This is a genomic window from Sphingomonas suaedae, assembly GCF_007833215.1.
Classification (GTDB): Bacteria; Pseudomonadota; Alphaproteobacteria; order Sphingomonadales; family Sphingomonadaceae; genus Sphingomonas; species Sphingomonas suaedae.
Genome location: NZ_CP042239.1, coordinates 2006435 through 2019734 on the forward strand (window position 1 = coordinate 2006435; position 13300 = coordinate 2019734).

Annotated in this window: 14 protein-coding genes; 7 read left to right on the top strand and 7 right to left on the bottom strand. The window is 67.0% G+C overall.

What is annotated here, in order from left to right:
• Positions 1-42 precede the first annotated feature (42 nt).
• The 4 genes from FPZ54_RS09520 to FPZ54_RS09535 are packed head-to-tail and all read left to right on the top strand — an operon-like array spanning position 43 to position 4832.
• Complete coding sequence (locus FPZ54_RS09520; protein WP_145846684.1) at positions 43-1533, top strand: efflux transporter outer membrane subunit; 1491 nt, start codon at positions 43-45, stop codon at positions 1531-1533.
• Complete coding sequence (locus tag FPZ54_RS09525; RefSeq protein ID WP_145846686.1) at positions 1533-2915, top strand: efflux RND transporter periplasmic adaptor subunit; 1383 nt, start codon at positions 1533-1535, stop codon at positions 2913-2915. The genes FPZ54_RS09520 and FPZ54_RS09525 overlap by 1 nt, the downstream gene beginning before the upstream one ends.
• Positions 2848-3624, top strand: coding sequence for an ABC transporter ATP-binding protein (locus FPZ54_RS09530; protein WP_145846688.1), 777 nt, complete (start codon positions 2848-2850; stop codon positions 3622-3624). Before FPZ54_RS09525 ends, FPZ54_RS09530 begins: the two co-directional genes overlap by 68 nt.
• Positions 3624-4832, top strand: a complete 1209-nt coding sequence (locus FPZ54_RS09535; RefSeq protein WP_145846690.1) for an ABC transporter permease — start codon at positions 3624-3626, stop codon at positions 4830-4832. Before FPZ54_RS09530 ends, FPZ54_RS09535 begins: the two co-directional genes overlap by 1 nt.
• A 148-nt stretch (positions 4833-4980) precedes the next feature.
• On the opposite strand, the gene FPZ54_RS09540 is transcribed toward FPZ54_RS09535, so the two are convergent.
• The 3 genes from FPZ54_RS09540 to FPZ54_RS09550 are packed head-to-tail and all read right to left on the bottom strand — an operon-like array spanning position 4981 to position 7322.
• Entirely contained in the window at positions 4981-5838 is an 858-nt protein-coding gene (locus tag FPZ54_RS09540; protein WP_145846692.1) for a DMT family transporter, read from the bottom strand.
• On the bottom strand, positions 5831-6418 hold the full coding sequence (locus FPZ54_RS09545) for a nucleotidyltransferase family protein (RefSeq protein ID WP_145846693.1): 588 nt from the start codon (positions 6416-6418) through the stop codon (positions 5831-5833). The genes FPZ54_RS09540 and FPZ54_RS09545 overlap by 8 nt, the downstream gene beginning before the upstream one ends.
• The gene (locus FPZ54_RS09550) at positions 6405-7322 is read right to left on the bottom strand and encodes an XdhC family protein (protein ID WP_145846695.1); all 918 of its coding nucleotides are present in this window, start codon (positions 7320-7322) and stop codon (positions 6405-6407) included. The genes FPZ54_RS09545 and FPZ54_RS09550 overlap by 14 nt, the downstream gene beginning before the upstream one ends.
• A gap of 62 nt (positions 7323-7384) precedes the next feature.
• On the opposite strand from FPZ54_RS09550, the gene FPZ54_RS09555 reads away from it, so the two are divergent.
• Both FPZ54_RS09555 and FPZ54_RS09560 read left to right on the top strand, forming a co-directional pair.
• Positions 7385-8449 (top strand): glycerophosphodiester phosphodiesterase, encoded by a 1065-nt coding sequence (locus FPZ54_RS09555; protein WP_145846697.1) that lies wholly within the window; start codon positions 7385-7387, stop codon positions 8447-8449.
• A gap of 11 nt (positions 8450-8460) precedes the next feature.
• Positions 8461-8712 (top strand): hypothetical protein, encoded by a 252-nt coding sequence (locus tag FPZ54_RS09560; RefSeq protein ID WP_145846700.1) that lies wholly within the window; start codon positions 8461-8463, stop codon positions 8710-8712.
• Between the two features lie 122 nt (positions 8713-8834).
• Here the strand turns inward: FPZ54_RS09560 and FPZ54_RS09565 are convergent, their stop codons facing one another.
• Positions 8835-9557 (bottom strand): alpha/beta fold hydrolase, encoded by a 723-nt coding sequence (locus tag FPZ54_RS09565; RefSeq protein ID WP_145846702.1) that lies wholly within the window; start codon positions 9555-9557, stop codon positions 8835-8837.
• A 139-nt stretch (positions 9558-9696) separates the two neighbouring features.
• Between FPZ54_RS09565 and phhA the strand changes: the two genes are divergently transcribed.
• A complete protein-coding gene (gene phhA / locus FPZ54_RS09570) occupies positions 9697-10569 on the top strand; it encodes a phenylalanine 4-monooxygenase (RefSeq protein WP_145846706.1) in 873 nt (290 codons plus the stop codon).
• A 147-nt stretch (positions 10570-10716) separates the two neighbouring features.
• Here phhA and FPZ54_RS09575 read toward each other — a convergent pair whose 3' ends face one another.
• The 3 genes from FPZ54_RS09575 to FPZ54_RS09585 are packed head-to-tail and all read right to left on the bottom strand — an operon-like array spanning position 10717 to position 13281.
• Positions 10717-11694, bottom strand: coding sequence for a 50S ribosomal protein L11 methyltransferase (locus FPZ54_RS09575; RefSeq protein WP_145846708.1), 978 nt, complete (start codon positions 11692-11694; stop codon positions 10717-10719).
• Positions 11691-12590, bottom strand: coding sequence for a subclass B3 metallo-beta-lactamase (bla, locus tag FPZ54_RS09580; RefSeq protein ID WP_145846710.1), 900 nt, complete (start codon positions 12588-12590; stop codon positions 11691-11693). Before bla ends, FPZ54_RS09575 begins: the two co-directional genes overlap by 4 nt.
• Positions 12580-13281, bottom strand: coding sequence for an SDR family NAD(P)-dependent oxidoreductase (locus FPZ54_RS09585; protein ID WP_145846712.1), 702 nt, complete (start codon positions 13279-13281; stop codon positions 12580-12582). Before FPZ54_RS09585 ends, bla begins: the two co-directional genes overlap by 11 nt.
• Positions 13282-13300 lie beyond the last annotated feature (19 nt).

Consider the following 13300-nt stretch of genomic DNA (forward strand, 5'->3'; position numbering starts at 1 on the left):
ATTTCAGTGGACGCCCGGACGCCCGCCGCCCATTTTCGGGGGATGATGTATCGCCCGATCCTGATCCTGAGCCTGGCCGCGCTGCCGCTCGCCGGTTGCGCGGCGGGGCCGGATTATTCGCCGAGCACCGCGTCGCAACTCGGCGTGCCACCCGCCTATTCGGTTGCGGCGGACCAGCAGGCGCAGGCCGATCTGCAACGCTGGTGGACCGCGTTCGACGATCCGATGCTGAGCGGGCTGGTCGAACAGGCGGCGACTCGCAATCTCGATGTCGCGCAGGCGGTGGCCCGGTTGCGTCAGGCACGTGAGGCGCTGGTCGTATCGCGTGCGTCGCTGCTCCCATCGGTGAGTGCGGGCGGCAGCGCGTCGCGCAGCGAACCGATCCGCGGCGCGACGACGACAACCACCCTGCCCGATGGCACGGTGACCAGCTTCACCCAGGGAGGCAGCTCGTCCTTCTCGCTCGGCGCCGACGCCAGTTATCAGCTCGATCTGTTCGGTGGGGTCCGGCGCGGGGTCGAGGCGAGCCAGGCGCAGCTTGAGGCGTCGGGCTATAGCTATGCCTCGGTGCTGATCTCGACCCAGGGGGAGATTGCGCGCAACTATATTCTCGCCCGTGCGGCACAGGCGCAGCTGGCCTCCGCGCGAGAAAGCCTGACGATTCAGGACGACAATCTGGAAATTGCCGGCTTCCGCGTGCAGGCGGGCCTCGTATCCTCGCTCGATCAGGAACAGGCGCGCGCCAACCGGGCGCAGACCGCTGCGTCAATCCCCTCGATCGAGGCAAGCTATAACAGCGCCGTTTCGCGGCTCGGCGTGCTGACCGGTCGCGCACCGGGTGCGTTGAAGGCGGAGATGGAGGCGGTGCGTCCGATTCCGCAGGGGCCTGAAAGCATCGCCATCGGCATCCCCGCCGATACGCTGCGCCAGCGGCCCGACATCCGCGTCGCCGAACGCAACCTCGCCACCGCCGTCGCGCAGATCGGCGTGTCGGAGGCGCAGCTCTATCCGCAGCTTTCGCTGGGTGGGAGCATCGACGCCGGTTCGGGCGCCATCTCGAGCATTTTCGACGCCATCACCGGGCGGATCTTCGCGAGCCTTGCCCAGACGATTTTCGATGCCGGGCGCGGACGCGCGCAGGTGCGATCGGCGCAGGCGGCGGCGGAGGGTGCGCTCTACGCCTATAAGCAGGCAGTGCTGACTGGCATTGAGGATGTGGAGAATGCCGTCGTCGCACTCCGGACGGCGCAGGCCCGTGAGCGTGAGTTCCTCGTCGCACTCGATGCCGCCAACAACAGCGCCATCCTTTCGCGCAGTTCCTATCGCGCGGGACTCGCCGATTTCCTGACCTTGAGCCAGTCCGAAGCCTCGCTGATCTCGGCGCGCAACGGCATCAATCAGGCACGCGCCGACAAGGCGTCGGCGCTGATCCAGCTCTATCTCGCGCTCGGCGGCGGCTGGGATGCCTCCGCCGTTCCAACGCCAGAGGGCGTCCCTGCCCCCGCCCCCGTAACCACGACCGGAAATGATTGATGGCCGACGCGACCAACCCCAAGCTTGACGAATTTCTGGGCGGCAAGACGACCCCCGCCTGGCGGCGCCATGCCAAATGGATCGTGCTGACGCTGGTCGTCGTCGCAGTGATATTCGGTCTGTGGCGAACCTTTGGCGGCGGCGAGCAAACCGGCTATTCCAGCCAGCCGGTACAGCGTGGATCGCTGACCGTCACCGTCTCCGCGACCGGCAAGCTGGCGCCCACCAACCAGGTGCAGGTCGGTTCCGAACTTTCGGGCCTCATTACGCGCGTGCTGGTCGATGTGAATGATCGGGTCACGGCGGGTCAGTCGCTGGCGCTGATCGACCCCGAGCGGCTCGACGATGCGATCACCCAGGCGCGCGCATCGGTTTCCGCCGCGCAGGCGACGGTTGCGCAGAACCAGGCAACGCTGACCGAGGCACGCAGCCAGCTTGCGCGGTTCGAAGAGGTCAGCCGCCTGTCCGGCGGCCGCGTTCCCGCCAAGACCGAGATGGACAATGCCCGCGCCGCAGTGGCCCGCGCAGCCGCGACGCTGCGCGCCAGCCAGGCGCAGGTCACGTCGCAACAGGCGGCGTTGCGTTCGGCGGTGACCCAGCGAAACAAGGCGATCATCCGCTCGCCCGTAAACGGCGTCGTGCTCGCGCGGCAGGTCGAGCCCGGCCAGACGGTCGCGGCATCGTTCAACACCCCGACCCTGTTCGTGATCGCCGAGGATCTGGGCGCGATGGAGCTGGAGGTCGCGATCGACGAGGCCGATGTCGGCCAGGTCAAGGACGGCCAGAAAGCCACCTTCACCGTCGATGCCTTTCCCGGCGAAACCTTCCCCGCGACGATCCAGCGCGTCGATGTCGGTTCGAACCTCTCAGCACAGACGACCTCCAGTTCGACGACCAGCACGACGAGCGCGCAGGTCGTGTCCTACGGCGCAACGCTGTCGGTCGCCAACCCGGAACAGAAACTACGCCCGGGGATGACCGCGACGGCGGAGATCATCACGCTGCAAAAGGACAATGTGCTGCTCGTTCCCAATTCCGCGTTGCGTTTCACCCCCAGCGCGGGCGGCCAGGAAGCGGCAAAAAGCGGCGGCATGGCAGGCGCGCTGGTGCCCAGCCGCCGACGCCGGGGCGGCGAAAACGAGAAGAGCGCGACGATCCAGCGCGGCGCGAAGCAGACGGTCTATGTAAAGGGCGAGGACGGCCAGCCCCGGGCGGTCGAAGTGACCACTGGCGACACCAATGGGCAGGTCACGGAGGTCCTGTCGGGTGGCCTGAAGCCCGGCATGGAGGTCATCACCGGCCAGTTTTCCGGCGATGCCCCGGCCAGCGGCCAGCGCAGCGGCGGTAGCGGCCAACGCAAGGCGGGAGGCACGGGTGGCTGATCGCGATCCGATCATCCGCTTGCGCGGGGTCACCAAAACCTATGGCGAGGGGCCGACCGCCTTTCAGGCGCTGAAGGGGATCGACCTCGACATCGAACAGGGCGATTTCGTCGCGGTGATGGGTCCGTCGGGTTCGGGCAAGTCGACGACGATGAACATCCTCGGCTGTCTGGACGTGCCGACCGCGGGCGAGTTCCTGTTCAAGAATGTCCATGTCGAAGCGCTCGACCGCGACCAGCGCGCGTTGCTGCGCCGCCGCTATCTCGGCTTCGTGTTCCAGGGATTCAACCTGCTCAGCCGCACCAGCGCGCTCGAGAATGTCGAGCTGCCCCTGCTCTATCGTGGCGAGGACAAGAAGGCCCGCCATATGCTGGGCATGGCGGCGCTGGAAAAGGTCGGGCTCGACCAGTGGTGGGACCATACTCCCGCCGAATTGTCGGGCGGACAGCAACAGCGCGTTGCGATCGCCCGCGCGATCGTCACCAGCCCGGCGGTGCTGCTCGCCGACGAGCCGACCGGCAATCTCGATTCGGAGCGGTCGGTGGAGATCATGGAATTGCTGACCGGCCTCAACAAGGACAGCGGTATCACCGTGCTGATGGTGACGCATGAGTCCGAAATGGCAGCCTTCGCGCGGACCATCGTCCATTTCAAGGACGGGCTGGTCGAGCGCATCGAAACCGGCCTGCGCGCAGGGGTTCCCGCCTGATGCTCGGAACCACCTTCACGCTCGCGATCCGGTCGATCCTGCGGCACAAATTGCGCTCTTTCCTCACCACGCTCGGCATCATCATCGGCGTCGCGGCGGTGGTGGCGATGGTGACGCTCGGCAACGCCACCACGGCGGCGGTGCAGGAGCAGATCGCCAGCCTCGGCACCAACATCCTTCAGGTCCGTCCGGGCCAGGGCTTCGGGCGCGGCGGCGGCGGTCCGCGTCCGCCCGATTTCGAGGAACAGGATGTCGAGGCGATCCGCGAACAGATTGCCGGGGTCACCGCCGTCGCGCCACAGGCACAGGCGAGCGGCACCGCCATCTACAACGGCGCCAACTGGTCAACCACGATCAACGGGACGACAAACGACTATTTCCGCGTCCAACCATGGCCGCTGACCGGGGGACGCACCTTCTCTGCCGCCGAGGAAACAGCGGGCAAGGCGGTGTGCATCATCGGCAATACGGTACGCCAGAACCTGTTCCGCGGCGGAGAGGCGATCGGGCGGCGCATTCGCGTCAACGACGTGTCGTGCGACGTGATCGGCACGCTCTCGACGCGCGGCCAGGCCGGGTTCGGCGGCGATCAGGACGATGTGGTCATCATGCCGATCAAGACGGTGCAGCGCCGCTTTTCGGGCAATCGCGACATTCGACTGATGCTGGTAGGGGTCGACAGCGCCTATGACAGCGCAGCGGTGCAGTCGGCGCTGAGCGACCTGCTGCGCGAGCGGCGGGGTATCGAGCGGGGCGAGGAGGATAATTTCAACATCTTCGACACCGCGCAGATCACCGCAACGCTCACCGGCACCACGCAGTTGCTGACCAGCATCGTGGCCACGGTGGCGGCGATCAGCCTGATCGTCGGTGGCATCGGCATCATGAACATCATGCTGGTCAGCGTGACCGAACGGACGCGTGAGATCGGCATCCGGCTGGCGATCGGCGCAGTCGCGAACGAGGTGCTGATGCAGTTCCTGGTCGAGGCGATCGTGCTGTCGATGCTGGGCGGCGTGATCGGTCTGCTCGTGGCACAGGTCGCGGTCGCGATCCTGACCCCGGTGATGCAGGTGCCCTGGACGTTCGACCTCCAGATCAACATCATCGCCTTTGCCATCGCGGCGGGAATCGGCGTCGTGTTCGGCTATTTCCCCGCCCGACGCGCGGCGAGCCTGAACCCGATCGACGCACTCCGGCACGAATAGGCCATTCCTCCCCTGCGTAGCAGGGGAGGGGGACCGCTCGCGAAGCGAGTGGTAGAGGGGCGGCCGCGCAGACGGCCGAACCCAGTTCGGCAAAAATTCCGCGCTCTGCGGGGCGGCCCCTCCACCAGCACGCTGGGGGAGGATTGCTTCACCCGAATTGCAACAGCACCAGCCCCGCCGCCAGCATCAGCGCCGCGACGATGCGCCGCGCACCGAATCCTTCGCCCAGAAAGCGGTTCCCCATCAACGCGGCCCAGACGACAGAGGTCTCGCGCAGCGCCGACACCTTCGCCACCTCCATCAGCGAAAAGGCATAGAGCGCCGATCCGAAGGAGATGCTGGACAATGCGCCTGCCGCCGCACCATGGCGCCAGGTCGCCCGGACCGCGCGGCCCAGTTCGCGACGCCGGAATAGCAGCGCGGTGGTCGTGATCGGCACCGCGTCGAGCATGAATAACCAGACGATATAGGTGAAGGGGCCTGGCGCCAGCCGAACGCCGCGCGCGTCGGCCATATTGTAGAGGGCGATCCCGACCGCCGTTGCAAAGGCCCAGCAGAGCGCGACCTTGTCCGGATGCGCCGCGAACGTAACGCCGCGCGCGGGAAGGACGAACAGGATCACCGCCCCGGTCGCGACCAGCAATCCGAGCCAGCCGATCACGGAAAGATGTTCGCGCAGCACCAGCATCGCGAAGCCCGCAGTGAGCAGCGGCGCAACACCGCGCATGATCGGAAAGACCAGGCTGAGATCGCCCCGCTGCATCGCGCGGATCAGGCAGAGTTGATAGGCGAAATGCGCTGGCACCGACCAGGCGAGCGCCGCCCAGGTGGCGCTGTCGGGAAAGGGCACGATCAGCGCGAAGGGCGCGATCACCACTGCGGCGCTGCCCGAGAGAATGGCGCGCGCGACCAGAATATCGTGCCCCCGCTTCACCGCCATATTGGCGAGGGCAAGGGTGAGAGCGGAGATCAGGCCGAGGGCGATTGCAAGGCTTTGCTCACCCATTGCGCCGCAATGCCTTTGCGAGCTTTTCGAGATCCTGCGGCGTATCGATATCGATCAGTTCGCTGGGCGGAGCGACGACATGATGCCCGCGCCGCACCAGATCGCGCGCGCCCATGTCGCCGCGCGCCGCCAACAATGCCGGGATATGCGCCCGCCCGAACAAGGCGGGCGGACGGGGGATGACGCCGTCGCTCGACGCGACGATCGCATCATCGCCCTGGGCATGGTCGAGCAGTCGGTAGATATGCGTCGCGGTAACGCGCGGCATGTCGGCGAGCGCGATCAGCACGGCGTCCGGATCGCTCGCCTGCGCCGCCTCCACGCCCAGCCGAAGCGAACGTCCGAGGCCAGCGGCTGGGTCGTCGTTGGTGACGATCGTATAGCCGCAGCCGGTCAGGTCGAGCGCAGTATCGGCGACGACCGCGATCCGCGCGCAAAACGGCACCGCCTCCAGCGCCACCACCACGTGCAGCCCCAGCGGGCGCCCGAGATAGGGGATGGTCAGCTTGTCCGCCGCGCCGAAACGGCGCGAGCGCCCGGCGGCGAGCAGGATCAGCGCGGTGCGTTCAGCGGCGATCATGGAGCGCTCGCACCATGCCCGCCGCGATCGAAAGGGCGATTTCCGCCGGGCCGATCGCACCGATATCGAGTCCCGCCGGCCCTTCGACCCGGTCGACCAGTTCCGTGCCGAGCCCCGCTGCCGCCAGTCGCTCACGCCGCGCGGCATGGCTCTTGCGCGATCCCAGCGCGGCGACATAGCCCGCCCCGCCGCGCAGCGCGGCAATCAACGCGGGATCGTCGATCTTGGGATCGTGGCTCAGCGTCACCACTGCGGTCGCGGCATCAGGCCGCAGCGCTTCGATTGCTTCGTCCGGCCAGCGATCGTCCAGCGCGACATCGGGGAAGCGCTCCGCCGTCAGAAAGCGTCCGCGCGGGTCGATCACAACGGTCGCGATGCCAAGTTCGCGCGCAAGGCCCGCGAGCACCTGCGCGATCTGCACCGCGCCGACGATCAGCAACCGGCGCGGCGGCTCGTAGCGGTTGATGAAGGCGTCGGGCAGCGGGTCAATGCTGCTGCGCCCGCTCGTCAGGTCGGTCGCCACGTCCAGCGCCCTGCCCTCGCCGCGTGCCGCCGCGATCGCATCGAACAGCGCCGGGTCAAACCCGTCCGCCGAGACCGGCTGGACCATCACCTCGATCTCGCCACCGCATGGCAGGCCGACCTCCCATGCTGCGGCATCGGCGACGCCATAGCGGCGCAGCGCGAAGGGCGCGCCGCCGATCACCTCCGCCGCGACCGCCATGATGTCGGCCTCGACGCAGCCGCCCGACACCGATCCCTCGAACCGGCCATCTTCATGGACGAGCAAATGGCTGCCACGCGGGCGCGGGGCCGATCCCCAGGTCGACACCACCGTTGCCAGCGCCATCCGCGCCCCGGCCCAGGTTCGCGCGGCCGCGATCACGCTGTCGTTATCCGCCATGGTGCCTCGCTACTGTCATCCGAATCACCTAGCGGCCTGAGATACTTGGAGGAGATAGGACGATGACGGGGATGTTGCGAGCCACGCTGGCGCTGGCCATGATCGCGGTACCCGCCATCGCAAAGGAGGCCGTCATCTCGTCCAAGCCCATCATCATCGCGCATCGCGGTGCCAGCGGGGAGCGGCCCGAACATACGCTCGCCGCCTATCAACGCGCCATCGACCAGGGGGCGGACTTCATCGAACCCGATCTGGTGATGACCAAAGACGGCCAACTGGTCGCGCGGCACGAGAATGACATCAGCGGCACCACCGATGTCGCGACCCGCAAGGAATTCGCCGATCGCAAGCGCAAAAAGCGGATCGACGGCGTCGACTACAAGGGCTGGTTCACCGAGGATTTTACGCTCGCCGAGCTCAAGACGCTGCGCGCCAAGGAGCGGCTGCCGCTGCTGCGCCGGGGCAATAGCAAGTTTGACGGGCAATATGACGTGCCGACGCTGCGCGAGATCATCACGCTGGCGAAAGAGGCATCGGCAAAGACCGGGCGGACGATCGGCATCTACCCCGAGACCAAACATCCCAGCTATTTCGCCAGCATCGGCCTGCCGATGGAGGCGCTGCTGGTCGCGGAGTTGAAGGCGGCAGGCTGGGACCGCGCCGACGCGCCGGTGTTCATCCAATCGTTCGAGGTGAACAATCTGAAGGCGTTGAAACAGCTGACTCAAGTGCCTCTGATCCAGTTGATGGCGGCCGAGGGCGGCCCGGCGGACAAGGCGCAGCCGAGCTACGAGGCGATGGCGACGCCCGAGGGGCTGAAGGCGATCGCCACCTATGCCGCCGGGATCGGCCCGCAAAAGGACATGGTCGTGGCGAATGACGGCACCGTCACCGCGCTGGTCGCCGATGCGCACGCCGCAGGTCTGAAGGTCCACCCCTGGACCTTCCGTGCCGAGAATTACTTTCTGCCCTCCGGCCTGCGCAGGGGGATAAACCCGGCGGGGCATGGCGATATGGCCGCAGAAATTGCGCGCTTCCTGGATGCGGGTGTGGATGGTTTATTCACCGATTACCCTTATCTGGGAGTCGAGGCACGCAACCGGCATTCCCGCCGCCCGGCCGAATGAGGAACCGCGCGATGCGCAAGAGCTTGATTGTTGCCGTTGCGGTTCTGCCGCTGCTGTCGGGCGGCTGCGTCGCCAAGACCGCGTTCGATGTCGTGACCGCGCCGGTCAAGGTGGCGGGCAAGGCTGCCGACTGGGCGACCACCAGCCAGGACGAGGCCGACCGCAATTACGGTCGCAAGATGCGCGAGAAAGAGGCCAAGGAAGGCCGCGAGCGCAAGAAGCGCGACGAAAAGTGCCGGAAGAACCCCGACGACTGCGATTGAGGCGTCCCGTAACCAACGCCCGTTTGCCCTGAGCCTGTCGAAGGGCCGCGTGCTACGCCAGTTTGTGAGCGGAGGGATCGTGCTTCGACAAGCTCAGCACAAACGGGTTTCGGGGACGACCCTTAGATCGACGCCGAACGCCCCAATGTCTGCGCGATCGCCCGCAGCACTTCAGGTTTCATCTGCACCCATAAATGGCTGGAATCGACCTCGACCGACCGCGCGGTTTCGCAGTCGGGCTCGCGGCAGATCGCCCCATTGACCAGCCCGTCGCTCGCGCTCCAGATCGCGGTCGCGGGGACCGGCAGCGGCGACGAGGCTTCTTCCAGCATCGCGCGCACCGCGGGGTCGTCGGCGCGCTGGCCGCTGACCAGCTCGAACACCCGCCACACATTGGTCGCGCTAGGCAGGCCCGCAAAGGGCGAGCTGACGGTAATCACCTCCCGCACTAGTTCGGGCCGCCGATGCGCCGCGATCCGCGCCATGATTCCGCCCAGCGAAACCCCGACCAACGTCACCTTCTCGCCAGTCTCGTCATGCACCTGGGCGATCCGGTCGAACAAGCGCTCGCCCTCCGCCCCGATCGCGCGCGCGCCGAAATTGCGGCCGAGCGCCCAAGGGTAAGCGCGATAGCCCAGCGCATCGAGATAGCGGCGCATCACGATGTTGCTCAGGTCGCTGTTGACCAGCCCCGGCAGCGTCAGCACGGGCCGCCCGTCGCCGCGCGGCTCGGCCAGCAACTCCTTCCACGCAAACGGCAGCGAACCGAGCGTCAACGCGGCGCGGGGCCATTCGGCGAGCAGCGCCGATGCCGGTGGGGCCTTTGCGTTCGGATTGACTGCCATGACATCCCTCCTGAATCCGAGATGGGGGCCCGGTCGGGTTTGTCATCCCCACTGCGCCGACGATGCGCCGAAATGGGGGTCGCGCACTTCGGCAATCCCCTCAGTTCCGCGCACTGCGCCTCCATGCTATGGTACCCGCATGATGAGTGATACCCATGTTCTTGAACGCCCGCCGGAAGGCGCGGGTACCGATTGGACCGTCCCCCAGAATTGGGACGCCTTCACGCGTGAAGAGCACGCAGTATGGGACACGCTGTACGAACGACAGATCAGGCTGCTCCCCGGTCGCGCGTCAAAGGCGTATCTGCGCGGGCTCGATCTGCTCAAACTGTCCGAGAGCGGAATTCCCAATTTCGAGGAACTGTCTGAACGGCTGATGAAGCTGACCGGGTGGCAGGTCGTGGCGGTGCCGGGGCTGGTGCCGGACGATGTGTTCTTCGATCACATGGCGAACCGCCGCTTCGTTGCGGGCAATTTCATCCGCCGCGCCGACCAGCTCGATTATCTGCAGGAGCCGGACGTCTTCCACGACGTGTTCGGTCATGTGCCCCTGCTCGCCGACCCGGTGTTCGCAGACTATATGGAGGCCTATGGTCGCGGCGGTCTGCGCGCGCTCGAACATGGCGCGCTCAAGCAACTCTCTCGCCTCTACTGGTACACGGTCGAGTTCGGGTTGATCGAGGAGGATGACGGTCTGCGCATCTATGGCGCGGGGATCGTGTCCAGCTTCGGGGAGAGCCGCTTCGCGCTCGACAGCGACAGCCCCAACCGGATCGGCTTCGATCTGAAGCGCGTCATGCGCACCAACTACCGCATCGACGATTTCCAGCAGAATTACTTCGTCATCCCCAGCTTCGACGAGCTGCTGCGGGTGACGATCGAGACCGACTTCGCACCGCTCTATGACGAGATCCTGGCTCAGCCGGATATTGCCATCGCCGCGATCGAGCCGGGCGACCGGGTGATCACGCTGGGGACGCAGGACTATGCGCGGGGGCGGGACGCGGCCTGAATTACCGCCACAGCGTCATCCCCGCGGAAGCGGGGACCCATCTTCTTTGCTTTCCACCAACCTACCGGTGCGGTATGCCATGCGTCCGGGAGATGGGTCCCCGCTTTCGCGGGGATGACGGAAAGAGGCAGAAAGAGGCAGATGCCTTCACCAGCTCCCGAACCCCGGCGCGAGCCCCTGCCCGTCCGGCCCCGGCCGCGTCGTGCGGTCCCAGCCGTAACGCGTCCGCTTGCGCAGCCGCAGCGTCGGCCAGTCGCCCATCGGGGTCTTGCCCGCCAGGCGCAGGCCGTGGCGACGGTACGCGCCGGCCACGCGCTCGGCCTGGGTCTCCAGCAAGCCCGCAAGGATCAGCGTCCCGCCCTCGGCCAGCACCGCGCTGATGCTGGGTGCAAGTTCGATCAGCGGCCCGGCGAGAACGTTGGCGATCACCAGGTCATAAGGCGCGCGGCCGATCAGCAGCGGGTGCTCCAGCCCCGCTGCGGCTGCCAAAGCGAGTTGCCCCTGCATCACCCCCAGCGTCACGCCGTTGATCCCGGCATTCTCCGCCGTCACCTCGACCGACACCGGATCGATGTCCGACGCGGTCGCATAGGCGCGCGGCCACAAATGCATCGCGGCAAAGGCGAGCAGGCCGGTGCCGGTGCCGATATCAATGAGGTTATCGACCCGCTCGCCCCGCACCCGCATCGCGTCGAGCGTCCGCAGACACCCGGCGGTGGTCTCATGCGTACCCGTGCCGAATGCCCGGCTCGCCTCGATCTGGAAGGTCCTGGCGCCCGGCGGCACATCGCCCCGATTGGTCGAAGTGTGGATATAGAAGCGCCCGGCATGGACCGGCGCGATCCCCTGCTGGCTCAGCGTCACCCAGTCCTCGTCGGGGATCTGTTCGATCACCTCCTTGGCCTTCACCGCGCTGGGCACCAGCGCACGTACCGCAGCGATCTCCTCCTTGCCCGGCTTCGCCTCGAAATAGGCCTCAAGCTGCCAGGCGAGCGGATCGTCGGGGACCGTCTCGCTGGTCAACAGGACGGGCGCGGGGTCGATCCCCAACAGCTCGGCCCCCTCGAAATCGATCGCTTCGGCTTCGTCGCGGGTGCACGGCAGGGTCAGTTTCCAGCTCGTCATCGGGCTTTTTCCTTCGCCAGCCGGGCATCGAGACGCGCGCGTCCTGCGGCGGCGTAGCGGGCGCAGGCATTCGCATCGACCAGCGGCGCAGCGCCCACGAGTCGCGCGTGAAAGTCGCTCGCGCCGGGATGCGGAGTGATGAGGATGTCGCAATCGAGCGCCGCGAGCCGATCAAGCCCCGCGCGAAAGGCGGCGACATAGGCGGGATGGTCGGAGAAACGATAGCTGTCGTTCGACAGCGCGCTGATGCTGTCGGCATAGACGATGCTGCGGCACTCCGCGCCATCGCAGCTGCGCCACGACCAGCTGGTCGATCCCGGCGTGTGGCCCGGCGTCGCATGGACCGTGAGCGCGAGCGGGCCGAGACGCACCACTTCGCCGTCCGCGACGATGCCATCGACGCGCGCGCCGGGAAACTTGGGGTTGAGACCGAGTTGAGGATCGTCCGCCGCCGCCTCGCCGCTTTCCAGTGCGGCGCGCGCGGGGGCGCGGGCAAGCAGCCGGGCTCCGGTCATCCGCTGGAGAGCGCCGATCCCGCCGGCATGGTCGAGATGCTCATGGCCGTTGAGGATGGTCTTCACGTCGGACAGCTTGAACCCCAGGCGCTCGATATTGCGTGCGATGCCCGGCGCCGCATCGTCGGTCGCGGCATCGATCAGGACATGGCCCGCATCGGAGGTGACCAGCAACGCGACGATGCCGCAGGTGCCGACCTGCCACACATTGGCAAAAACCTGCACCGGCGGCGCGCCATCGCTCCACCCGTCGCGACCCTTGCACTGCGCGACATGGTCCTTGCCGGATACACTACCGGCAGGCGCGATCGCCTGCGGAGTCGGCGCCGACGCGGCGCACCCACCGAGCAGCGCGGCAAGCAATGCCGCCTTAACGGACATAGCTCGCCCCGTTCACATCGAGCACCGCGCCGGTCATCGACGCGGGCGCCTCCAGCGCGCAGAAGCGGGCCATTGTCGCGACCTCATCGGGCATAGCGACGCGGCCGAGTGGGATATCGGCGAGCAACTTGTCGCCCCCGCGGCTGGCCAGATACTCGTCCGCCATGCCGGTCATGGTGAAGCCGGGGCAGATGGCAAAGGCGAGAATAGTCTCGCGCGCATAGCCGCGCGCGATGCTCTTGGTCATGCCGATCATGCCCGCCTTGGATGCGGCATAATGCCAGTGAGCGGGCGAGTCGCCGCGATAGGCGGCGCGGCTGGCGATATTGACCAGACGCCCGCCCTCTCCTCTTTCTCGCCAGTGACGCACCGCGAACCGGCTCAGCTGCGCCGAAGCCGTGAGATTGACCTGCATCGTCCGCTCCCACGCGGCGAGCCAGGCATCGTCATCCAGGTCGATCGGAGCCGCCTCGAACACTCCGGCATTGTTGATCAGCACATCGATCCGCCCGTCGAGTTGGTCGAGCGCCGCCTGCCACAATGCGGCGGGGGCGCCGGGGTCGGTGAAGTCGGCGGGAATACCGCTCTGCGTCCCCTGCCCCACCGCGCGCACATCGTCCGAACCGAAGGCGCCAAGGATCGCCGCGCCGATGCCCCGGCTGGCGCCGGTCACTAGAATATGGATCGTCATACGGACCGACTAGAAGGTC